The 21,099-nt window shown below is 65.4% G+C and carries 16 protein-coding genes and 1 pseudogene; 10 read left to right on the top strand and 7 right to left on the bottom strand.

Annotated elements, in window-relative coordinates; genetic code table 11:
• From ACFPAH_RS01420 to rpsL, 4 genes and pseudogenes are all read right to left on the bottom strand, one after another.
• Window positions 1-69, bottom strand: a pseudogene (locus tag ACFPAH_RS01420) (elongation factor Tu); the annotation flags it as partial.
• A 91-nt stretch (window positions 70-160) separates the two neighbouring features.
• Window positions 161-2,266, bottom strand: a complete 2,106-nt coding sequence (gene fusA / locus ACFPAH_RS01415) for an elongation factor G (RefSeq protein WP_379739501.1) — start codon at window positions 2,264-2,266, stop codon at window positions 161-163.
• Window positions 2,267-2,355: 89 nt separating this feature from the next.
• The gene (gene rpsG, locus ACFPAH_RS01410) at window positions 2,356-2,826 is read right to left on the bottom strand and encodes a 30S ribosomal protein S7 (RefSeq protein ID WP_182990690.1); all 471 of its coding nucleotides are present in this window, start codon (window positions 2,824-2,826) and stop codon (window positions 2,356-2,358) included.
• Between the two features lie 146 nt (window positions 2,827-2,972).
• Window positions 2,973-3,356, bottom strand: a complete 384-nt coding sequence (rpsL, locus tag ACFPAH_RS01405; RefSeq protein WP_091877422.1) for a 30S ribosomal protein S12 — start codon at window positions 3,354-3,356, stop codon at window positions 2,973-2,975.
• 364 nt (window positions 3,357-3,720) lie between these two features.
• Between rpsL and ACFPAH_RS01400 the strand changes: the two genes are divergently transcribed.
• The 10 genes from ACFPAH_RS01400 (at window position 3,721) to ACFPAH_RS01355 (ending at window position 17,894) form a co-directional block, all read left to right on the top strand.
• A complete protein-coding gene (locus ACFPAH_RS01400) occupies window positions 3,721-5,568 on the top strand; it encodes a phosphoethanolamine transferase (RefSeq protein WP_379739498.1) in 1,848 nt (615 codons plus the stop codon).
• A 116-nt stretch (window positions 5,569-5,684) separates the two neighbouring features.
• Window positions 5,685-6,974, top strand: coding sequence for a serine hydrolase domain-containing protein (locus ACFPAH_RS01395; protein WP_379739495.1), 1,290 nt, complete (start codon window positions 5,685-5,687; stop codon window positions 6,972-6,974).
• A 168-nt stretch (window positions 6,975-7,142) separates the two neighbouring features.
• Complete coding sequence (locus tag ACFPAH_RS01390) at window positions 7,143-8,408, top strand: efflux RND transporter periplasmic adaptor subunit (protein ID WP_379739492.1); 1,266 nt, start codon at window positions 7,143-7,145, stop codon at window positions 8,406-8,408.
• Window positions 8,409-8,450: 42 nt separating this feature from the next.
• Window positions 8,451-9,161: an ABC transporter ATP-binding protein gene (locus tag ACFPAH_RS01385; protein ID WP_379739489.1), complete on the top strand. Its 711-nt coding sequence runs from the start codon at window positions 8,451-8,453 to the stop codon at window positions 9,159-9,161.
• A 9-nt stretch (window positions 9,162-9,170) separates the two neighbouring features.
• Window positions 9,171-10,481 (top strand): ABC transporter permease, encoded by a 1,311-nt coding sequence (locus ACFPAH_RS01380; RefSeq protein WP_379739486.1) that lies wholly within the window; start codon window positions 9,171-9,173, stop codon window positions 10,479-10,481.
• Between the two features lie 19 nt (window positions 10,482-10,500).
• Window positions 10,501-11,733, top strand: coding sequence for an ABC transporter permease (locus ACFPAH_RS01375; RefSeq protein WP_379739482.1), 1,233 nt, complete (start codon window positions 10,501-10,503; stop codon window positions 11,731-11,733).
• 43 nt (window positions 11,734-11,776) lie between these two features.
• On the top strand, window positions 11,777-13,117 hold the full coding sequence (locus ACFPAH_RS01370; protein WP_379739479.1) for a sigma-54-dependent transcriptional regulator: 1,341 nt from the start codon (window positions 11,777-11,779) through the stop codon (window positions 13,115-13,117).
• A gap of 11 nt (window positions 13,118-13,128) precedes the next feature.
• Window positions 13,129-14,460, top strand: coding sequence for a sensor histidine kinase (locus tag ACFPAH_RS01365; RefSeq protein ID WP_379739476.1), 1,332 nt, complete (start codon window positions 13,129-13,131; stop codon window positions 14,458-14,460).
• A 45-nt stretch (window positions 14,461-14,505) separates the two neighbouring features.
• Complete coding sequence (locus ACFPAH_RS01360) at window positions 14,506-15,282, top strand: spermidine synthase (protein WP_379739473.1); 777 nt, start codon at window positions 14,506-14,508, stop codon at window positions 15,280-15,282.
• Between the two features lie 137 nt (window positions 15,283-15,419).
• Window positions 15,420-17,894 (top strand): TonB-dependent receptor plug domain-containing protein, encoded by a 2,475-nt coding sequence (locus ACFPAH_RS01355; RefSeq protein ID WP_379739470.1) that lies wholly within the window; start codon window positions 15,420-15,422, stop codon window positions 17,892-17,894.
• Window positions 17,895-17,909: 15 nt separating this feature from the next.
• Here the strand turns inward: ACFPAH_RS01355 and ACFPAH_RS01350 are convergent, their stop codons facing one another.
• The 3 genes from ACFPAH_RS01350 to ACFPAH_RS01340 form a co-directional block, all read right to left on the bottom strand.
• Window positions 17,910-18,647 carry an SDR family NAD(P)-dependent oxidoreductase gene (locus ACFPAH_RS01350; RefSeq protein ID WP_379739467.1) on the bottom strand — a complete coding sequence of 246 codons (738 nt, stop codon included), beginning with the start codon at window positions 18,645-18,647 and terminating at the stop codon, window positions 17,910-17,912.
• A 10-nt stretch (window positions 18,648-18,657) separates the two neighbouring features.
• Window positions 18,658-19,965: a family 1 glycosylhydrolase gene (locus ACFPAH_RS01345; protein WP_379739464.1), complete on the bottom strand. Its 1,308-nt coding sequence runs from the start codon at window positions 19,963-19,965 to the stop codon at window positions 18,658-18,660.
• Between the two features lie 104 nt (window positions 19,966-20,069).
• Complete coding sequence (locus ACFPAH_RS01340; RefSeq protein WP_379739461.1) at window positions 20,070-21,065, bottom strand: DUF2268 domain-containing putative Zn-dependent protease; 996 nt, start codon at window positions 21,063-21,065, stop codon at window positions 20,070-20,072.
• Between the last annotated feature and the right edge of the window lie 34 nt (window positions 21,066-21,099).

Here is a 21,099-nt window from a genome sequence, read left to right as displayed (position 1 = left end):
GTGGTCAACGTGACCGATGGTGCCGACGTTGACGTGCGGCTTGGTCCGTTCGAATTTACCTTTTGCCATTTTGATCTTCCTTTAAAAGAACGATTTATTTAGTTTTGTTTTTAGACCCGCCGGGACGGGACCGACCCCGGCGGATTGATTTGCTTGGTGATTACTTGGCTTTGGCGGTGACGATTGCGTCGATCACGTGCTTAGGCGCTTCCGAGTAGTGCTTGAATTCCATCGTGTAGGTTGCACGGCCCTGGGTCGCCGAACGCAGCGAGGTCGAGTAACCAAACATTTCCGACAGCGGAACTTCGGCCTTGATGATCTTGCCGCCGCCGCCTGGGATTTCGTCCATGCCCTGCACCATGCCGCGGCGGGACGACAGGTCGCCCATCACGTTACCGGCGTAGTCTTCCGGCGTTTCCACTTCGACCGACATCATCGGCTCGAGGATGACCGGGTTCGCCTTGCGGCAGCCGTCCTTGAATGCCATCGAACCGGCCATGCGGAACGCGTTCTCGTTCGAGTCGACGTCGTGGTACGAACCGAAGGTCAGCGTGACTTTCACGTCGACGACCGGGTAACCAGCCAGCACGCCGGTGGTCAGGGTTTCGCGCACACCCTTCTCGACTGCAGGGATGTATTCGCGTGGAACCACACCGCCCTTGATGGCGTCGATGAACTCGAAGCCCTTGCCCGGCTCTTGCGGCTCGATCGACAGGACTGCGTGACCGTACTGACCACGGCCGCCCGACTGCTTGACGAACTTGCCTTCGACGTCGGTGACTGCCTTGCGGATCGTTTCGCGGTAGGCAACCTGTGGCTTGCCGACGGTTGCTTCGACGCCGAATTCGCGCTTCATGCGGTCAACGATAATTTCCAGGTGCAGCTCGCCCATACCACCGATGATGGTCTGGCCCGACTCTTCGTCGGTACGCACGCGGAACGACGGATCTTCCTGTGCCAGGCGGTTCAGGGCCAGGCCCATCTTTTCCTGGTCGGCCTTGGTCTTCGGCTCGACAGCCTGCTGAATGACCGGCTCAGGGAAGACCATTTTTTCCAGCGTGATGATGGCCGAAGGATCGCACAGGGTTTCGCCGGTGGTCGCTTCTTTCAGGCCGACCGCTGCGGCGATGTCGCCGGCGCGGACTTCCTTGATTTCTTCGCGCTGGTTCGCGTGCATCTGCAGAATACGGCCCAGACGTTCCTTCTTGCCCTTGACAGGGTTGTAGACGGTGTCGCCCGAATTGACCATGCCCGAGTAGACGCGGAAGAAGATCAGCTGGCCGACGAACGGGTCGGTCATGATCTTGAATGCCAGCGCAGCGAACTTCTCGCTGTCGTCGGCCTTGCGGGTGACCGGCTGGTCGTCCTCGTCGGTACCGGCGACCGGTGGGATGTCCACTGGCGATGGCAGGTATTCGATGACGGCGTCGAGCATGGCTTGCACGCCCTTGTTCTTGAACGCGGTACCGCACATCATCGGAACGATTTCCGATGCGATGGTGCGCTGGCGCAGGGCGGTCTTGATGTCTTGTTCCGACAGGTCGCCTTCTTCCAGGTACTTGTTCATCAGCTCTTCGTTCGCTTCAGCAGCGGTCTCGACGAGCTTTTCGCGCCATTCGTTGGCTTGATCGACCAGCTCGGCCGGGATGTCGGCGTATTCGAACTTCATGCCCTGCGACGCGTCGTCCCAGACGATGGCCTTCATCTTGACCAGGTCGACCACGCCCTTGAAGCTGTCTTCGGCGCCGATTGGAATCTGCAGCGGGATCGGGTTTGCCTTCAGGCGAGCGCGCATCTGCTCGTAGACCTTGAAGAAGTTCGCACCGGTACGGTCCATCTTGTTGACGAAGGCCAGACGCGGGACTTTGTACTTGTTAGCCTGGCGCCACACGGTTTCCGACTGTGGCTGCACACCGCCGACTGCGCAGTAAACCATGCAGGCGCCGTCCAGGACGCGCATCGAGCGCTCGACTTCAATGGTGAAGTCAACGTGGCCCGGGGTGTCGATGATGTTGATGTGGTGCGGCTCGAAGTTCTTGGCCATACCGCTCCAGAAGCAGGTCGTCGCTGCCGAGGTAATGGTAATGCCGCGTTCCTGCTCCTGCTCCATCCAGTCCATCGTTGCTGCGCCGTCGTGCACTTCGCCCAGCTTGTGGTTCACGCCCGTGTAGAACAGGACGCGTTCGGTCGTCGTCGTCTTGCCGGCGTCGATGTGAGCGGAAATACCGATGTTGCGGTAGCGCTCAATGGGGGTCTTGCGTGCCATAATTTTTCCTAAATCTTTGAATGGACAAAACCGAGCAGCATCTTGAATCAAAATGTGCCCGGCCTGAACAGCAGATATTACTTTTTTGCTTAGAAGCGGAAGTGCGAGAACGCTTTGTTCGCTTCAGCCATACGGTGGACTTCGTCACGACGCTTCATCGCGCCGCCGCGCATCTCTGCCGCTTCCATCAGTTCACCGCCGAGGCGTTGTGGCATGGATTTTTCGCTGCGCTTGTTTGCGGCTTCGCGCAACCAACGCATGGACAGCGCCATACGACGGACCGGACGAACTTCCACTGGCACCTGGTAGTTGGCGCCGCCGACACGGCGGGATTTCACCTCGACCATCGGCTTGCAGTTGTTGATCGCGGCCGCGAACACTTCCAGTGGGTCCTTGCCCGATTTTTGCTGGATATGTTCAAACGCACCGTAGATGATGTTTTCAGCGACCGACTTCTTGCCGGACAGCATCAGAACGTTGACGAACTTGGCGACATCGGTGTTGCCGAATTTTGGATCTGGCAGGATCTCGCGCTTGGGTACTTCACGACGACGTGGCATTTCAATTCCTTCCTATCTTCAGTTGAGTGCCTGGCAGCACTCGCGAGGGCCATCATGACCACTCACTTACTCGACCTTCCGGCCGGCTCAACTTAACTTTTAAATGTGACCTCGATGTGACGAGACCGCGAATTGCTACTCCGCTATTACTTCTTCGCAGCCTTGGCACGCTTGGCGCCGTACTTCGAGCGCGCTTGCTTACGGTCTTTGACGCCCTGGGTATCCAGTGCACCGCGAACCATGTGGTAACGCACACCTGGCAAGTCTTTCACACGGCCGCCGCGCAGCAGGACAACGCTGTGCTCTTGCAGGTTGTGGCCTTCACCGCCGATGTACGAAATGACTTCGAAACCGTTGGTCAGGCGAACTTTGGCGACCTTACGCAGAGCCGAGTTAGGCTTCTTTGGGGTCGTGGTGTACACACGGGTGCAAACACCGCGCTTTTGCGGGCAGTTTTCCAGTGCCGGCGACTTGCTCTTCACAACCGCGGCAACGCGCGGCTTGCGAATCAGTTGATTGATGGTTGGCATCGTTCCTAATCCAACAAAGTACTACAGTTGATGACCCGGACATGTGCCCGGGGACTGAAACCTAGTCCCGGATTGTCTGACAGCGGAGGCGACGAAAGCCACTCACCGAAGGAGCGGCTGCGAATGCGTAGGCGATGTGCAGAATAAATCGAGAACTCGCGAGTATAGACCCCTCGCAAAATGCGGTCAACCAATTTGCTGATTTTCTGGGCAGCGGCCCCGGCAAAAAGCCGAACGGCTGTGGCAAGCGTGACACAGACGACAATGTTGCCGGAGGCCTCAGCCCCGCGCGTGCACGGCGAATATAGCCGCCCCGGCAATAAAGGCAGGATAATAGCCGCCTTTGCCCCGCCACCATTTCTTCATGCCATACAAGCTGCGCCCGTTGTTGCGACCATTATTGCGCCCCGCCAACCTGACGCTCGTGCTGACCTACCTGGCCTTGTCGCTGGTGCCGCTGTTCCCGCTGGCGCTGAGCCTGCCCGTTGCGCGGCCGGCCCAGTTGGCCGGCATGGCCGTGTTTGCCTGGATCGGCGCCTGGGCCCTCTTCAAGCGGCCGGCGTATTTCCACTGGCTGCTGCTGCCCAGCTTCCTCGCGCTGCCTGCCGAACTCTACCTGTACGCCTATTACGGCCAGGGCATTTCGACCCACCACCTGGGCATCATGCTCGAGACCAGCCCGCTCGAGGCGATGGAATACCTGGGCGCCCGGGTCTGGCTGATGCTGGCGGTGGTGCTCGCCATGCTGGCCTGGTGGGCCGCCAGCTACCGCGCCGCCCTCGCCACCCGCGACCTCGACTGGAACGACCGCTCGCGCTGGCTCGTGCTCGGCGTGCTGCTGGCCGGCGCCGGCCTGTTCGCCTACGGACTCAAGGCCGGGGTCGCCGCGCCCGGCGGCATACCCGTCCCCGCGGCGTCGAAGCCGGACCCGATGCGCCTCGATGCGGGCGCGCGCAAGACCTCGTCCGGCTCACTACCGTCCTTGCCGCCCTTGCCGCACTGGGCCCAGCCGCCCTTCGACATCCAGGCCTTTGCCGGGTCCTGGCCCTTCGGCGTGGTGCTGCGCGGGCTCGATTTCTACAAGGAGCGCGTGTATCTCGCCGCCCTGCACCAGCGCAGCGCGGCCTTCCATTTCGGTGCCACCCAGGCCGACCCGGCCAATGCCCCGGACGTGATCGTGATGGTGCTGGGCGAATCGGCCCGCTACGACCGCTGGAGCATCAACGGCTACGCGCGCCAGACCAATCCGCTGCTGGGCCAGGAACCGAACCTGGTGACGCTGCAGGACCTGATCACCTCGGTCTCGGCAACGCGCCTGTCGGTGCCGGTCATCATTTCGCGCAAGCCGGCGATGCAAAGTCTCAAGGACGGGTTCACGGAAAAATCCTTCCTCAGCGCCTTCCGCGAGGCCGGCTACAAAACCTTCTGGCTGTCGAACCAGATCTCGTTCGGCAAATTCGACACGCCCGTGTCCGTGTTCGCCAAGGAGGCGGACGAGGTCGAGTTCCTGAACCTGGGCGGCTTTACCCACCGCTCGAACTACGATGAAGTGCTGCTGCAGCCTTTTTCCCGCGCCCTGCGCGATCCGGCGCCGAAGAAACTGATCGTGTTGCACACGTTGGGCAGCCACTGGAATTACGCGCAGCGTCATCCGGCCGCCTTCGACCGTTGGCAACCCTCGCTGGCGGGCGTGGCAAAACCGGTGCTGACCGATGGCGCGATCGAAGCGCAGCTGAACAACAGCTACGACAATTCGATCCTGTACACGGACTGGTTCCTGGCCCAGCTGCTCAAGCAATTGAAGGCGGGCGAGAACGCGGCGGCGCTGATGTATGTCGCCGACCACGGCCAGACCCTGTACGACGGCGCCTGCCGCCAGGTTTTTCATGGCCACAACAACCAGCACGAATTCCACGTGCCCGCCTTTGCCTGGTATTCGGATGCCTATGGCGCGCGCTTCCCGGACAAGGTGGCGCAGCTGCGCGCGCACCGCGCGGCGCGCCTGTCCACCGAAAATGTGTTCCATACGCTGGTCGACCTGGGCGACATCCGTTATCCCGACGAGCGCCTGGAGCGCAGCATCGCCAGCGACAAGCTGAAACGCCACAAGCGCTATGTCGACAGCTACGGCTGGACCGACTACGACAATGCGCGCATGAAGGGCGATTGCCGCGAAGTCATTGATAAAGGCACGCCGCTGCCGCGTAGATAAGTCGAATCGCGCGCCGCAGCCAATTCGCTATACTGGCCCATCGTATTTTCCGGGTTCCTTGATTACCAGAATCAAAGGAGGCGAGCATGGCAGGCGGCGTGATACCAGCGGTATTGATGGCACTCCTCGTACCGGGCAGCGTTTCCGGCGCCGAACAGTTTCCCAACGCAATCGCCTCCGACCCCGCGCGGCTGGGCTGGATGGTCGGCTCGCCCCCGCCGCCGGACCGCATCCTGCGCTTCGATGACGGCAGCTACTTTCAATTTCCCGCGATGCGCTGGAGTGTGTCGCACTTCAGGCAGTTGATGCCGACCGTGAACGTGTCGCGCGGACTGGGCGCGCCAGGCAAACTCAAGCGAGCTCTGCGGGACGATATCGACCGCGTCAGCTTCCTGCCGACCGGCAGCGAGCGCCCGATGAGCTGGCAGGACTCGCTCCTGGCCAACTATACCGACGGCATCGTCGTCCTCCATGAAGGGCGGGTGGTCTACGAGCGTTACTTCGGCGTCCTCAAGCCGGCGGGACAGCACGGCGCCATGTCGGTCACCAAGACCTTCACCGGCACGCTGGCTGCCATGATGGTTGCCGAGGGAACGCTGGACCCGGGCCGCAAGGTCGCCGACTACGTCCCGGAACTGGGACGCTCCGCATTCGGCAGCGCGACCGTACGCCAGCTCATGGACATGACGACCGGGATCAAGTTCAGCGAGGACTATGCCGACCCGAAGGCCGAGGTGTGGAAGCACGCCGCCGCCGGCAACCCCTTGCCGAAACCGAAGGACTACAGCGGCCCGCGCACCTATTACGAATTCCTGCAAACCGTACAGCCCGAGGGCGCGCACGGCGAGGCATTCCACTACCGTACCGCCAACACGGACGCGCTCGGCTGGGTACTTGCCCGCGTGAGCGGACGCTCGGTGGCGCAGCTGCTGTCGGAGCGCATCTGGAGCAAGCTGGGCGCCGAACAGGACGCGTACATGTCGGTCGATTCGATCGGGACCCCGTTCGCAGGCGGCGGCCTGAACACCGGGCTGCGCGACCTGGCACGGTTCGGCGAAATGATCCGCAACGAAGGGCGCTTCAACGGCCAGCAGATCGTCCCCAGGGCGGCGGTCCAGGATATTCGCAAGGGCGGCAATCGCGCCGACTTCGCCAAGGCCGGTTACACGCTGCTCGACGGCTGGAGTTACCGCGACATGTGGTGGGTGACGCACAACGAGCACGGCGCATTCATGGCCCGCGGCGTCCACGGCCAGGCACTCTACATCGATCCGAAGGCAAAGATGGTCATCGCGCGCTTCGCCAGCCATCCGACCGCAGCGAACGCCGCGAACGACCCGACTTCGCTGCCCGCTTATCATGCGCTCGCCAAGTTCCTGATGAATAAGCGTCCGGCCAACAAATAAGCGGGCGTCCAGCACACCCGTCCACCGGACACGCCCGTGTCCGCGTACGTACGCCCGCTCCCGTACGGACACCCCGGACACCCTTCCACTCGAATCGAATCAAGCACTTAGCTGCTGGCACGGATCGTGCAATAACGACCGCATCCACGTCGTTACCGAAAACACATCATGATCCGCGATACATCCCATCAAGACACTGTCGTTGCCGCGCCGCCGGGGCAACACCTGAAGCGCCGCGCCCTCTGGATCGGCGCCGCCGTGCTGCTGTCCGCCCTGGCCGCCGTGCTGTTCTCGCGCTGGGGCGACAGCGCGCATTCCGTCAGCGCCAGCCGCCTGCGCATCGCCGAAGTCGGCCGCGGCACCCTGGTGCGCGACGCTTCGGTCAACGGCCGCGTGGTGGCCGCCGTCAGCCCGACCCTGTTCTCGACCGCCCCGGCCACCGTCAACCTCAAAGTGGCCGCCGGCGACACCGTCAAAAAGGGCGATGTCCTCGCTGTGCTCGAGTCGCCCGACCTGTCGGACGCCCTGAAACGCGAACAGTCGACCTACGAACAACTGAAAGCCGAGGTCGCGCGCCAGCAGATCCTGTCGCGCAAACAAAAGCTGCTGGCCCAGCGCGAAGCCGACGTCGCCGAGATCGACCGCCTGTCGGCCCAGCGCACGCTGGAACGCTACGAGAGCGTGGCGCAGGTCGGCGTCATCGCCAAGATCGACTACCAGAAGGCCAAGGATGCGCTGAACTCGGCCGGCATCCGCGCCAAACACGCGGCCCAGGCGGCCAACCTGGAAGGCGACGACGTGGCGCTGGCGATCCGCACCAAGACCAACGAACTCGAACGGGCGCGCCTGTCGATGGCGAACGCCCAGCGCCGCGTCGACGAGCTGACGGTGCGCGCGCCGGTCGACGGTTTTATCGGCACCCTGAACGTGCAGAACCGGATGGTGGTGGCCGCCAATGCGCCCTTGATGACCCTGGTCGACCTGTCGCGCCTGGAAGTCGAACTGGAGGTCCCGGAAACCTATGTCTCGGACATGGGCCTCGGCATGACCGCCGAGATCGCCCTGCCCGCCGGCACGGCCAGCGGCAAGCTGGTCGCGCTTTCACCTGAGGTGGTCAAGAACCAGGTGCTGGCGCGGGTACGCTTCGATGGCGAGCAGCCCAAGGGCCTGCGCCAGAGCCAGCGCGTCACGGCCCGTTTGCTGATCGAGGAAAAGCCGAACGTCGTGATGGTGGCGCGCGGCCCCTTCGTGGAAAGCGAAGGCGGCCGCTTCGCCTATGTCGTGAAGGATGGCGTCGCGGTGCGCACCCCGATCGAGCTTGGCGCCACCAGCCTGTCCTCCGTCGAAATCATCAAAGGCCTGAAACCGGGCGACAAGATCGTCGTCGCCGGCACCGACACCTTCGAGAACGCAGAGCGCGTCTCGATTAATTGACTCACTGAGCGTTAATAAAAACTTCTCCTGAAAGGACATCCCATGCTGCGCATGACCAACCTCTCCAAGGTGTACCGCACCCACATGATCGAGACCCACGCGCTGCGCGGCTTCGAGATCCAGGTCAACAAGGGCGAATTCGTCACCGTCACCGGCCCCTCGGGCTCGGGCAAGACCAGCTTCCTGAACATCGCCGGCCTGCTCGAGGAATTCACGAGCGGAGAATATGTGCTCGACGGCGTCAACGTGAAGGGCATGAACGACGACGCCCGTAGCCGCCTGCGCAACGAAAAACTCGGCTTCATCTTCCAGGGGTTTAATTTGATCCCCGACCTGAACCTGTTCGACAACGTCGACGTGCCGCTGCGCTACCGCGGCTTCAACGCCGCCGAACGCAAGGAACGCATCGAGGACGCGCTGGCGAAAGTCGGCCTGGCCTCGCGCATGAAACACTTCCCGGCCGAGCTCTCGGGCGGCCAGCAGCAGCGCGTGGCGATCGCGCGCGCGCTGGCCGGCTCGCCGAAACTGCTGCTGGCCGACGAACCGACCGGTAACCTCGACACGCAAATGGCGCGCGGCGTGATGGAACTGCTGGAAGAGATCAATGCCGCCGGGACCACCATCCTGATGGTCACCCACGACCCGGAGCTGGCCGTGCGCACCCACCGCAACGTGCACATCATCGACGGCCAGGTCTCGGACCTGGTGCGCAGAAGCCCGACCCTGGCCGCCAGCGCCGGCGCGCACGCATAAGGAACGGCCATGTTCAGCTATTACTTCAAGCTCGGCGTGCGCAGCCTGCGCCGCAATCCCGCCCTGACCGCGCTGATGGTGCTCACGCTGGCCATCGGCGTGGCCGCCAGCGTCTCGACGCTGACCATCCTGCACATGATGTCGGGCGACCCGATCCCGCACAAGAGCGACCGCCTGTTCGTGCCGATCTTCGACGTCGCGCCGCTCGACGGCTACAACCCCGGCGAGAAGCTGCGCGAAAACCAGGTCACCTACAAGGACGTGGTGAACCTGTTGAAAAGCGGCCAGGGCGTGCGGCGCACCGGCCTGTACGGCATCGCCGGACCGATCGAGCCGCCGCGCAAGGAACTGCCGGTGTTTACGGGCCCGGGCCTGGCACCGACACGTGACTTCTTCGCCATGTTCGAGGTGCCCTTCCTGCATGGCCAGCCCTGGAGCGCCCAGGACGACGAGCGCGGCGCCGACGTCGTCGTGCTCAGCCGCGAGATTTCCGAAAAACTCTACGGCACGGCCAACCCGGTCGGCCAGCGCCTCAACCTGCTGGGTTTCCCGTACACGGTCGTCGGCGTGACCGACAAGTGGAACCCGCAGCCGCGCTACTACAGGCTGGTCGGCGGCGAGCAGTTCGGCGACAGCGAGGACTTTTTCATTCCGCTGGCCAGCGCGATCCGCCACGAAACCGGCCATAACGGCGGCATGAACTGCTCCGAGCGCTCAGACCCCGGCTTCCAGGGCAGGCTGCGCTCGGAATGCACCTGGTTCCAGTTCTGGTTCGAGACCGAATCGAGCGCCGACCGCGCCGAACTCAAGAATTACCTCGACAACTACGCCGCCGAACAGCGCAAGCTGGGCCGCATGAAGCGCGCCGCCCCGATCGGCCTGTTCAACGTCAACGAATGGATGGAAGAGCGCGAAGTGGTCGGCAAGGACACGAAGCTGTCGGCCTGGCTGGCCTTCGGCTTCCTGCTGCTGTGCCTGGTGAACACGATCGGCCTGCTGCTGGCGAAGTTTTCCGTGCGCGCCGCCGAAGTCGGCATCCGGCGTGCCCTGGGTGCCTCGCGCCGCGAGATCTTCCGCCAGTTCCTGATCGAGAGCGCGGTGGTCGGCCTGGCCGGGGGCATGCTCGGCCTGGTGCTCGCGTTCGGCGCGCTGGCCCTGATCGGGATGGGCAGCCGCGAAGCGGCGGTCGTGGCGCACATGGACGTCACCATGCTTGCCTTTACCTTCGTGCTGTCGGTGCTGGCCGCCGTGCTGGCCGGGCTGCTGCCGACCTGGCGCGCCTGCCAGGTGACCCCGGCCCTGCAACTCAAGTCGCAATAACCAACAAGAGATCACCATCATGGAAATCCGTCCCATCCTGTCCGCGCTCCTGCGCAACAAGACCGGTGCAATCCTGGTCGCGCTTCAAATCGCGCTGAGCCTGGCGATCCTGGCCAACGCGCTGCATATCGTCAGCGAGCGCCGCGAAGCAGCGGCGCGCCCGAGCGGCGTCGCCGACGAGCAAGCGGTCTTCTCGATCAGCGTGCGCAACCTCTCCAGCGGCGGTCCCGAGCAGCAACTGGCGACCCAGAAACGCGAGATCGAGGTGATCCGCGCCGTGCCCGGCGTGCTGGCGGCGGCCAACGTCAACCAGATCCCGATGTCGCAGTCGGGCTGGAACAACAGCGTCGCCGTCGACCGCAAGCAGGTCGACGAATCGGCGCCCTCGTCCTTCTACTTCTCGCCCGATTCGCTGATCAAGACCTGGGGCCTGAAACTGGTCGAAGGCCGCGACTTCCTCCCCAGCGAATACATCGACGTCGACGCCAATACCGACATCACCCCGCGCTTCGTCATCATCACCAAGGCCCTGGCCGACAAGCTGTGGCCCGGCACGCCGGCGGTCGGTCGCAACATGTATTTCGGCACCGGGGAAGACGCCATCGAAGTACGCGTGGTCGGCGTGGTCGAACGCCTGCAGACCCAGAGCGCGCAGGTGAGCGAACGCGGCGAGTTTTCCAGCATCGCCCCGATGCGCATGTACGGTAACTATCCCGGCGCGCTGTACACGGTGCGCGCCGAAGCCGGCCAGCGCGAGCGCGTGATCCGCGAAGTCGAAGCGGCCCTGCGCAAGGCGTCGGCAACGCCGGTGGTGCTGGAAACGACGACGCTCGACCAGTACCGCAAGGACCGCTACCGCGCCGACCTCGCGCTGTCGTGGATGCTCGTCACCGTCAGCGTGCTGCTGCTCTTGATCACCGCCAGCGGCATCGTCGGCATGGCCAGCCTGTGGGTCACCCAGCGCCGCAAGCAGATCGGCGTGCGCCGCGCGCTGGGCGCGAAGCGCTCGGACATCCTGCGCTATTTCGTGACCGAGAATTTCATGATCACCAGCGCCGGCGTGGCGGGCGGCGTGCTGCTCGGGGTGGCGCTCAACCAGCTCCTGGTGAGCAAACTGGAAATGGCGCGCCTGCCGCTCGAATACCTGGTCGTCGGCGGCATCGTGTTCTGGTCGCTGGGCGTGATCGCCGTCTACGGGCCGGCCTGGCGCGCGGCCAGCATTTCGCCGGCGCTGGCGACCAGAAGTGCTTGATGGCAATGCACGAATGCTCAGTGCCAATGTTATCCTGACGCCCATGCCTACCGTACTCATCATTGACGACAACGCCGCCGTCGGCATCGCCCTCGACGTGCTGTTCTCGCTGCACGACATCGCCGCCCTGCATGCGGCCTCGCCCGAAGAGGGGCTGGCGCTGCTGGCGCGCGAGCGCGTCGACCTGGTGATCCAGGACATGAACTTCACGCTCGAGACCACCTCGGGCGAGGAAGGCGTGGCCTTGTTCAAGCAGATCCGCGGCCTGTATCCGGACCTGCCGGTGATCCTGCTCACCGCCTGGACCCACCTCGACGCCGCGGTCGACCTGGTCAAGGCGGGCGCCGCCGACTACCTCCCGAAGCCCTGGAACGACGAGCGCCTGCTCGCCACCGTCACCAACCTGATCGAACTCGGCCAGGCCAACCGCGCGCTGGCCCAGCGCGTCGGACGCGAACGGCGCGAGCGGCGCGAGCTGGAAACCCAGTACGACCTGCGCGGCCTGGTCTGGGCCGACCCGGCCACCGAACGGGTGCTGCAGCTGGCCTGCCAGGTGGCGCGCGCCGACGTGCCGGTGTTGATTACCGGCCCGAACGGCACCGGCAAGGAGCGCATCGCCGAGATCATCCAGGCCAACTCGCAGGTGGCGAACGGTCCCTTCGTCGTGCTCAACTGCGGCGCCCTGCCCTCGGAATTGATCGAAGCCGAGCTGTTCGGGGCCGAAGCCGGCGCCTACACGGGCGCCACCCGCGCCCGCGAAGGCAAGTTCGAGGCGGCCGACGGCGGCACCCTGTTCCTGGATGAGATCGGCAACCTGCCGCCGGCCGGCCAGATGAAGCTGCTGCGGGTGCTGGAGACGGGCCGCTTCGAGCGCCTCGGCGCGAACCGCGAGCGGCAGGTGAAGGTGCGGGTGATCAGTGCCACGAATGCCGACCTGGCGGCGATGATCCGCGCCGGCAGCTTCCGCGAAGACCTGTTCTACCGCCTGAACGTGATCGAGCTGCGCCTGCCGGCCTTGAGCTGCCGTCCGCTCGACATCCTGCCGCTGGCCGTCAGCTTCCTCGCGCCCGGCAAACGCTTCGACGCGAGCGCCGAGCGCGCGCTGCTGGCGCATGCCTGGCCGGGCAACGTGCGCGAACTGAAAAACGTGATGGCGCGCGCCAACCTGCTGGCCCAGGGAGAGACCATCCGCGCGGCCGACCTCGGTTTGCCGGCCCCTGCGCAACTGCCGCCGCCGGCCTTCGAGGCCGAGCCCGACCGCGACGCCATCGCCGCCGCCCTGGCGCGCGCCGGCGGCGTGGTGTCGCAGGCGGCCGCCGACCTGGGCCTGTCGCGCCAGGCCCTGTACCGCCGCATGGAGCGCCTGGGCATCGGGCGCCCTTGAACCTCCCGCGCATGCGCCGCTCCCTCCGCCTCTCGCTCGTTACCCGCTTCTCGGCCCTGGTCGGCACCCTGCTGGCGGTCGGCATCGCCATCGCCCTCGGGCTCGACCACCTGCTGCCGGGCCAGCCGCTGCTGGTGGCAGGCCTGTGCCTGGCCTGCGTGGTCCCGGTCGCCGTCATCACGGTGCGCTCGCAGGTGCAGCCGATCCTGTCGCTGTTTCGCGCGCTCGAGGGCACCGTGACGAGCTACCGCGACGGCGACTTTTCGTTCAGCCTGCACTGGCCGCAGAACGACGAACTGGCCGACCTGATCCGCGCCCACAACGAACTCGGCAACGTGCTGCGCGAGCAGCGCCGCGACCTGGTGCAGCGCGAACTGCTGCTCGACACCATGGTGCAGAACACCCCGGTGGCGATGCTGCTGGTGGCGGACGCGCCGCAGCGCGCCGGCACCGTGGTCTACGCCAACCTGGCCGCGCGCCAGCTGCTGGGCGATGGGCGCAAGCTCGAAGGCCATGGCTTGCAGGCGCTGCTGGCGCAAGCCTCGCCGGCGCTGGGCGAAGCCCTCGAACGCGGCGGCGACGGCCTGTTCACCGCCGGGGAAGGCGAGGACGAACAGGTCTACCACCTGGCGCGCAGCCATTTCAGCCTGAACGGGCGCCGCCACGAACTGCTGCTGCTGCGCCACCTGACGGCGGAATTGCGGCGCCAGGAAGTGCAGACCTGGAAAAAAGTGATCCGCGTGATCAGCCATGAACTGAACAATTCGCTGGCGCCGCTCGCCTCGCTGGCCCATTCGGGCGCCGAGCTGGTGCGGCGCGGCCAGACCGAGCGCCTGCCGCAGATCCTGGAGACCATCGGCGAGCGCACGCGCCACCTGGAAAGCTTCATCCTCGGCTATGCGCGCTTCGCCAAGCTGCCGACGCCGCGCCTGGAACGCTGCCCCTGGCCGCCCTTCGTCGCGCGCCTCGCTGCCCAGGTGGACTTCCGCCTGGTGGGAGAGCTGCCGCTTGACCCCGCGCTGGTCGACCAGGCCCAGCTCGAACAGGCACTGCTCAACCTGCTGAAAAACGCCCACGAATCCGGCGCGGCACCCGGCACCGTCGAACTGCGGGTACGCCGCGTGCAGGACCTGCTGCGCATCGAAGTGCTCGACCGCGGCAGCGGCATGAGCGAAGCGGTGCTGACCAATGCGCTGGTGCCCTTCTACTCGACCAAGCGCAGCGGCACCGGCCTCGGCCTGGCGCTGGCGCGCGAGATCGCCGAAGCCCATGGCGGACGCATCCTGTTGTCGAACCGCGCAGGCGGCGGGCTGGCGGTGACGCTGATCCTGCCGGCATCCTGAATCCTGCTCTGGTAAGATCGGCCTTCCCCGCCGATCCAGCGCACCATGTCCAGCAAGCCGCCTCCACTCGATCCCCGCTTTGCCCAGCCGGGCCATCCGCCCGCCACCATCACCGAATTCGACGGCGTGCGTTCGCTGCACCTGGGCACGTCCTGGGAACAGGGCGCGATGCGCCTGGCGCGCCCGGACGCGATCGAACTCGAATACGTGCAGATGATGATGGCCTGGCTGCTGTTCCAGCCGGCGCCGCGCCGCATCGTGCAGCTGGGCCTGGGCAGCGCGGCGCTGACCAAGTTCTGCTACCGCCGTTTCGAGGAGGCGCAGGTGACGGCGGTCGAACTCAATCCGAACGTGATCGCCATCTGCCGCGCCCTGTTCGAGCTGCCGCCGAACGACGCGCGGCTGCAGGTGCTCGAAATGAACGCGCTCGACTTCGTGCTCGACCCGCGCCGCCGCGGCACGATCGACGTGCTGCAGGTCGACCTGTACGACGAACAGGCGCGCGGCCCGGTGCTCGACACCCCGGAGTTCTACCAGGCCTGCTTCGACTGCCTGGCCCCGGACGGCATCATGACCGCCAACGTCTTTGGCGAGACCGGTAACTACGACAAGAACCTGGCGGCGATGATCGACGTCTTCGATGCGGTGGTCTGGCTGCCGGAAGTGCACGACGCCAACATCGTCGTGATCGCCTTCAAGCGCGCGCCCCAGCTCGATTTCTCGACCCTGTACGAGCGCGCAGGCGAGATCCGGCGCCGCCTGAACCTGCCCGCCCGCAGCTGGGTCGACGGCCTGAAGGAGTGGATGCGGGACCAGACCTAAGCGGCGAATCCCTGCCGGCTGTTGCCTACACAACACACCGCCACTGCTTCTCCCGGCCGCCTTGCTCCAGCGCAAGCCCCGAAGAGTTACTGCGAGCAAGATTCCTCAGTCACTGACCCTGTTCAAGAGGAACCGCGATGCCGCACAAAAAACACGCACTGACCCTGCTGGCCGCCGCCTTGCTGGCCGCCTATCCGCATGCGCAGGCGCAAACCCAGGCCCAGGCCAGCGAGGACGACGCGACGCACAAGGTGGTCGTGGTCGGCTCGCGCGGCGCGGCCCGCTCGGAACTCGACACCGCCGTGCCGGTCGGCCTGGTCAGCGCGAAGGACCTGGCCTCGACCGGCTCCCTGGAGCTGGGCAAGGCGCTGCAGGAGCTCGATCCCTCGTTCAACTTCAGCACCACCTTCATCAGCGACGGCACCGACATCATCCGCCCGGCGACGCTGCGCGGCCTGGGGCCGGACCAGCTGCTGGTGCTGGTCAACGGCAAGCGCCGCCACCAGCAGGCCCTGGTCAACGTCCAGCAGACCGTCGGGCGCGGCTCGGCCGGCACCGACATCAACGCGATCCCGATCTCGGCGATCAGCCGCATCGAGGTGCTGCGCGACGGCGCCGCCGCCCAATATGGCTCGGACGCGATCGCCGGCGTGATCAACATCGTGCTGAAGGAGGGCCCGGGCAAGGGACTGGCCAGCCTCAGCGGCGGCACCACCGCCGAGGGCGACGGTGACACGTATGGCGCGAGCGCCTACCGCGGCTTCGCCCTGGGCAGCGACGGCGGCTTCCTCTCGCTGGCGGTCGAAGGCCGGCGCCGCGGCGAGACCAATCGCGCGGGCGTCGACTCGCTGCGCGTGACGCCGGCGCGCGTCACCCAGCGCATCGGCGACAGCCTGGCGAAAGACGCCTATGTATGGACCAACGCGATGCTGCCACTCAAGCATGGCGGCGAACTGTACTGGTTCGGCGGCGCCTCGCGCCGCCTAGGGGAAGCGGCGGGTTTCTATCGTCCGCGCGAAGACGCGCGCAATGTCCCGGCGGTCTATCCGCAAGGCTTCCTGCCGAACATCCTGACCGAGGTGCGCGACGGCTCGTTCGCCTTCGGCTACCGCGGGCAGCTGACCGGCGAGTGGAAGTTCGACGCCAGCTTCAACCACGGGCGCAGCGAACTCGTCTTCAACGAGCGCAATTCGATCAACGTCAGCTACTGGTACGAACCGAACTGCGCCTGCAGCGTCCACGCCGAATCGCCGCGCGAAGCCTACACCGGCACGCTGGGCTTCCAGCAGTCGACCTTCAACTTCGACCTCAAGGGGCCGGTCCGCTTCCTCGGCCAGGAGATCTTCGTCGGTGCCGGCTTCGAATACCGGCGCGACAGCTACCGCATCGAGGCCGGCGAACCGGTGTCGTATCAATATGGCCGCACCAACAATTCGACCATCGTCATCCGCGACCAGCATGGCGGCATCGCCCAGGCCGGCATCCAGGGTTTTCCGGGCTATACCCCGGGCACGCAAGTCTACGAAGGGCGCCACAACACCGCGTTCTACCTCGACGCCGAACATAAATGGAGCGAACAGCTGACCCTGGGCTCGGCCCTGCGCCGCGAACGCTATTCCGACTTCGGCAACACAACGACCGGCAAGCTGATGATGCGCTTCGACCCGCTGCGCGCCTTCGGCCTGCGTGCCAGCGCCTCGACCGGCTTCCGGGCGCCATCGGTGCAGCAAAAGTTCTACAGCTCGGTGTCGACCAACCTGAACAATGCCGGCGTGCTGACCGAGACCCTGACCGCGCGCGAAGGCAGCGCCGTCACCCGGGCGCTCGGCATCGCCCCGCTCAAGGAAGAAAGTTCGCGCAGCGCCAGCATCGGCATGGTGCTGCGCCCGGCGCCCAATTTCTCGCTGACGGCCGACCTGTACCGCACCGGCATCGATGACCGCATCGTTTTCTCGAGCACAATTTCACCAGAAAGCGCGCCGGGGGCCGGAGCCTGCGCCAGCCGCGCGTCCTGCCCGATCCGCGCCGTCCTCGGCCCGCTGCGGGTCGGCCAGGCGCAATTCTTTACCAACGCGATCGATACCGAAACGCGCGGGCTGGACCTGGTGGCCGAGCACACGACGCGCGGCCTTGCCTCCGGCACGCTGGTGCTGTCCGGCCAGGTCGGCCTGAACCGCACGAAGGTCAAGGCGCGCCGCTCGCAGTCCCCGCTGCTCAGCGGCGCCCAGCTGTTCGACGATGCCCAGGTGACCCTGATCGAACGCGGCCAGCCGCGCCAGCACCATGTGGTGGCCGCCGACTACACGCGCGGCGCCTGGAACGCCAATGCCCGCGCCAACTACTACGGCGCAGTGCAGGGCCAGGGCTTTACGGCGCCCTACGTCCAGACCTGGGAAGGCAAATGGCTGCTCGACCTGTCGCTGCGCCACGCGCTCACCCGCAGCCTGTCGCTGTCGCTCGGCGTGAACAACGTGTTCGACACCTACCCGACGCGCTGGGACACGACCCGCGCCGCGCCCTTCCCGCAGATGGGCTTTACGCACTGCTGGGAGACCTGCCCGTTCGGGATCAACGGGCGCACGATGGTGGCAAAGGCCGAGTACGCGTTTTGACCAGGATGGCGGGCGCTACAGCTGGCTGAGGCGCCCGCCGTCGATGAGCAGTGATGCGCCCTGGACGAAGGCCGATTCCCCGGCGGCGAGGAAGGCAATCCCGGCTGCGACGTCCTCCGCTTTTCCTACCTCGGCGGGAACGATATGCTCGACCCCGGAGGCCACCTGCGGGTTATTCCACAACATCGGCGTGTCGATGGCGCCGGGCAAAATGGCATTGACCCGGATACCCTTGGCCATGCCTTCCAGCGCCGCCGAGCGCGTCAGCGACAGCAAGGCCGCCTTGGCCGCGGCATAGGGCGCGACATGGGGCTCGGTCCTGATTGCATGCACGCTCGACAGGTTGACGATGGCCCCGCCCCGCTTCATGTGCAGGAAGGCCTGCTTGATGAAGAAGAAGGCGCCGAGCAGGTCGACCTGCAAGACCTTCATCCAGTCGTCTCCGGTCAGTTCCGCGATCGGTTTGAAGATCATCAGGCCGGCGTTGTTGACCACGACATCGAGTTGCCCGAAGCGCGCCATGGCCTGCTCGACGGCGGCGACGACGGCGCGCTCGTCGCCGACATCGCACACCAGTTCCAGCGTCTCCCCGCGCCCGTGCTCGCGCAGTTTGGCGGTTGCCGCCGGCAAGCCGGCGGCATCGCGGTCGACCAGCACGACGCTGGCGCCCTCGGCGGCAAAACGCATTGCCGAGGCCAGGCCGATGCCGCTGGCGGCGCCGGTGACGAGAACGACCTTTCCCTCGAATCGCATGACTTGCCTCCTATTCCGTGTTTTTCGGCGCGCTGGTGGCCGTGTCGGGGTCGGGCGCCAGGTGCGGGGACACGCCGCCCAGGTCCGGATAATCCTGGCTGAGCGACATCGGCACCTGCAGGCAGACGCTCTGGGTCGGCAGCACGTCGGTCCAGTCCCGGATCAGCTCGCGGTAGGCATGCCCGACCGGGCGCAGCTTGCGCTCGAGGTCGGCCAGGCCCAGCGCGTTGACGCGGCCATTGTTTTCGCGCAGGCCCGTGTCCCAATCGACCTGGTCCGTCAACGAATACCAGGTAAAGCCGACGATGGGCACGCCATTGTTGCGGACCCGTAGCACGTTGGCCCATTCCTTGTGCAGCCAGTTGACGGCCTCGTCGCCGCGCGGCCCTTCGCACAGGTTGGTTTCGGTATGCATCACCGGCAGGCGGTAGCGGTTGTAGTACTGGTGCGTGATGACGGCATAGCCGAAGATTTCGCCGGACGCCCTGGTCGAGCCGTCGGCGGACACCCGATGCTCGTTGGTCTGGTAGTAATCGTTGCCCATCAGGCAATGATGCTTCAGGTTGTTATTCAGGAAAAAATGGTACTCGTCGCGGGTCATCCCGTTGTCGAGCAGGTATTCGTACATGGTGGAGTCGACCCGGCGCCCGTAGTTCAGGTCGAGCGACAGGAAGCGGCGCGCATTCATCGTCTCGGCCGGGCCGATCGCCCTTGGCGTCGCGGCATGAAAATACTCGGTCGATTCGCTCTGGATGAACAGCGCATCCGGACGCACCTGCAGGATGGCGCGCATGGCCAGCAAATTCGCCTTGACGATGTGTTTCAGCGCCGTGACGAAGGCCTTGTCGCTGCGCAATTGCTCGTTCCACCAGCCGTAGAGGGCGGAAAACAGGGCGCAGATCGACATCTCGTTGACCGGCGTGTACAGCTGGAGCCAGGGATAGCGCTGGGCAAAAGCGCGCGCATAGGCGGCGAAGATCTCGGGAAAGTCCGGATTCTGGAAATTGCCGAGGAAATCGGGCAGCCCGAAATGGCACAGATCGACGATCGCCACCAGGCTGCGCCGCCGTAGGTCGGGAAAGACCTCGTCGGCGAACGACCAGTCGTACCGCGCCGCACCGAGCAGCGTCGTGTGCAGCGGCGGGCCATAGCGCAGGAAGCGGATGCCGAGTTCCTGCACTAGGTCGAAGTCGCGCCGCCAGTGCCGGTAGTGCCCGCACTTGTCCATCTCGTCCATGCGGACCCGGCCGGCAGCAATGGTCGGAATGCTGTTTTCTATGCCGGTTGCAAAGATAAAGCCTGGCTGACTGGATACCATATCGCCGTCCCGTTCGCGTGCGCCAACGAAGCCACCACTATAGCGGAAGCGGCAGCAGGTTTCAGCGCGGAACACGCCGGCGGCTCAGGGGGACCCGGCGGGCCTCACAATCCGTAGCCGCTGGCCTTCAGGATCGCCCCCGGATCGCGCAACTCGAGCAGCTCCCGAACGGCAGCGTGTTTGTCCTGTGCACGCGCCACGTATGCTTCAGCGATGCGCATGCCGACCCAGTAGCCCGCTTCCACAGGCCATCCTTCGGGCGCCGAACCATAATTTGCGAGCCAGCGCCGAAAGCGCGGGCTCGCCTTGGGTGTGCGCATGCTCTCGCTGTCCGCCAGCATGGCCTGGCGATCGCGCTGGAACTCTTGCCATAACCAGGATTCCCGCTGGCGGGCCCACGCGTCGCGGTCCAGGTCGGGCACGGTTCCGGTAACCAGGCTGGCAAGGTAATCGGCGACGCCCTCGCGCAAGGACTGGCCCAACAAGGGATCGGCCATTTCTTGCGGCGTCCTTTCTCCCTGCCAGGCATGGACCGTTTCATGCGCAAAAAAGTCACGCATGGTGCTGCGGAACTGCTCGGGCGTGGTACCGGGCAGGCAGGTGACCTCCAGGCCGATGACTTGCGCCTCGGTGTTCGCCGTCCCGCCCGAGTTACCGGCGCCGAAGACGACTTTGATGGCAGGCAGCGGACGTTCCGGCAGCAGGCCTGCATACGCCAGGTAGATCGCCCGCAGATCGCTGCGCAAGGCCGGCAACTGGGGCAGGCACTCCCGGATGGCATAGCGATAGTGCTCGGGCCTGGCAGCAACCGCCTGCGCCAGGCGCTGGGCGTCGACGATCCGGTTCGGCGTGAAGATTTTGACGCCGAGTCCGGCGCCATCCAGGTAAGCGCGCTGCAGGATGTCGGCCGTGGGCAAGGCGCTATCCTGCATGAGCGGCGCGAAACGCAGCGCGTCGCGCGCGTCGATGTCGGCAGTCAAGGGATCGACGCCGGCGGCGGGGACGGCACGGGCCGGTTTTGCGACCTGGCCCGCGACCGGAGCCGCCGCGGCCTGGTGTGCGATGGCGGCGGCGGCAAGGAGAGCGGCAAGCTTTTTCATCGTTGTCCTGATCGGTCGATAGTCAAGTCGAACC

Source organism: Massilia sp. GCM10023247 (assembly GCF_042653325.1).
In the GTDB taxonomy this organism is placed as follows: Bacteria; Pseudomonadota; Gammaproteobacteria; order Burkholderiales; family Burkholderiaceae_D; genus Telluria.
The sequence above is the reverse complement of the archived record's forward strand: the minus strand, read 5'-3'. Positions and strand labels throughout refer to the sequence as shown.

What these genes read in the sequence shown, in the direction of transcription:
- fusA (WP_379739501.1), bottom strand. Translation starts at nt 2,266, where the DNA reads ATGGCACGCAAGACCCCCATTGAGCGCTACCGCAACATCGGTATTTCC.
- rpsG (WP_182990690.1), bottom strand. Translation starts at nt 2,826, where the DNA reads ATGCCACGTCGTCGTGAAGTACCCAAGCGCGAGATCCTGCCAGATCCA.
- rpsL (WP_091877422.1), bottom strand. Translation starts at nt 3,356, where the DNA reads ATGCCAACCATCAATCAACTGATTCGCAAGCCGCGCGTTGCCGCGGTT.
- ACFPAH_RS01400 (WP_379739498.1), top strand. Translation starts at nt 3,721, where the DNA reads ATGCCATACAAGCTGCGCCCGTTGTTGCGACCATTATTGCGCCCCGCC.
- ACFPAH_RS01395 (WP_379739495.1), top strand. Translation starts at nt 5,685, where the DNA reads ATGGCACTCCTCGTACCGGGCAGCGTTTCCGGCGCCGAACAGTTTCCC.
- ACFPAH_RS01390 (WP_379739492.1), top strand. Translation starts at nt 7,143, where the DNA reads ATGATCCGCGATACATCCCATCAAGACACTGTCGTTGCCGCGCCGCCG.
- ACFPAH_RS01385 (WP_379739489.1), top strand. Translation starts at nt 8,451, where the DNA reads ATGCTGCGCATGACCAACCTCTCCAAGGTGTACCGCACCCACATGATC.
- ACFPAH_RS01380 (WP_379739486.1), top strand. Translation starts at nt 9,171, where the DNA reads ATGTTCAGCTATTACTTCAAGCTCGGCGTGCGCAGCCTGCGCCGCAAT.
- ACFPAH_RS01375 (WP_379739482.1), top strand. Translation starts at nt 10,501, where the DNA reads ATGGAAATCCGTCCCATCCTGTCCGCGCTCCTGCGCAACAAGACCGGT.
- ACFPAH_RS01370 (WP_379739479.1), top strand. Translation starts at nt 11,777, where the DNA reads ATGCCTACCGTACTCATCATTGACGACAACGCCGCCGTCGGCATCGCC.
- ACFPAH_RS01365 (WP_379739476.1), top strand. Translation starts at nt 13,129, where the DNA reads ATGCGCCGCTCCCTCCGCCTCTCGCTCGTTACCCGCTTCTCGGCCCTG.
- ACFPAH_RS01360 (WP_379739473.1), top strand. Translation starts at nt 14,506, where the DNA reads ATGTCCAGCAAGCCGCCTCCACTCGATCCCCGCTTTGCCCAGCCGGGC.
- ACFPAH_RS01355 (WP_379739470.1), top strand. Translation starts at nt 15,420, where the DNA reads ATGCCGCACAAAAAACACGCACTGACCCTGCTGGCCGCCGCCTTGCTG.
- ACFPAH_RS01350 (WP_379739467.1), bottom strand. Translation starts at nt 18,647, where the DNA reads ATGCGATTCGAGGGAAAGGTCGTTCTCGTCACCGGCGCCGCCAGCGGC.
- ACFPAH_RS01345 (WP_379739464.1), bottom strand. Translation starts at nt 19,965, where the DNA reads ATGGTATCCAGTCAGCCAGGCTTTATCTTTGCAACCGGCATAGAAAAC.
- ACFPAH_RS01340 (WP_379739461.1), bottom strand. Translation starts at nt 21,065, where the DNA reads ATGAAAAAGCTTGCCGCTCTCCTTGCCGCCGCCGCCATCGCACACCAG.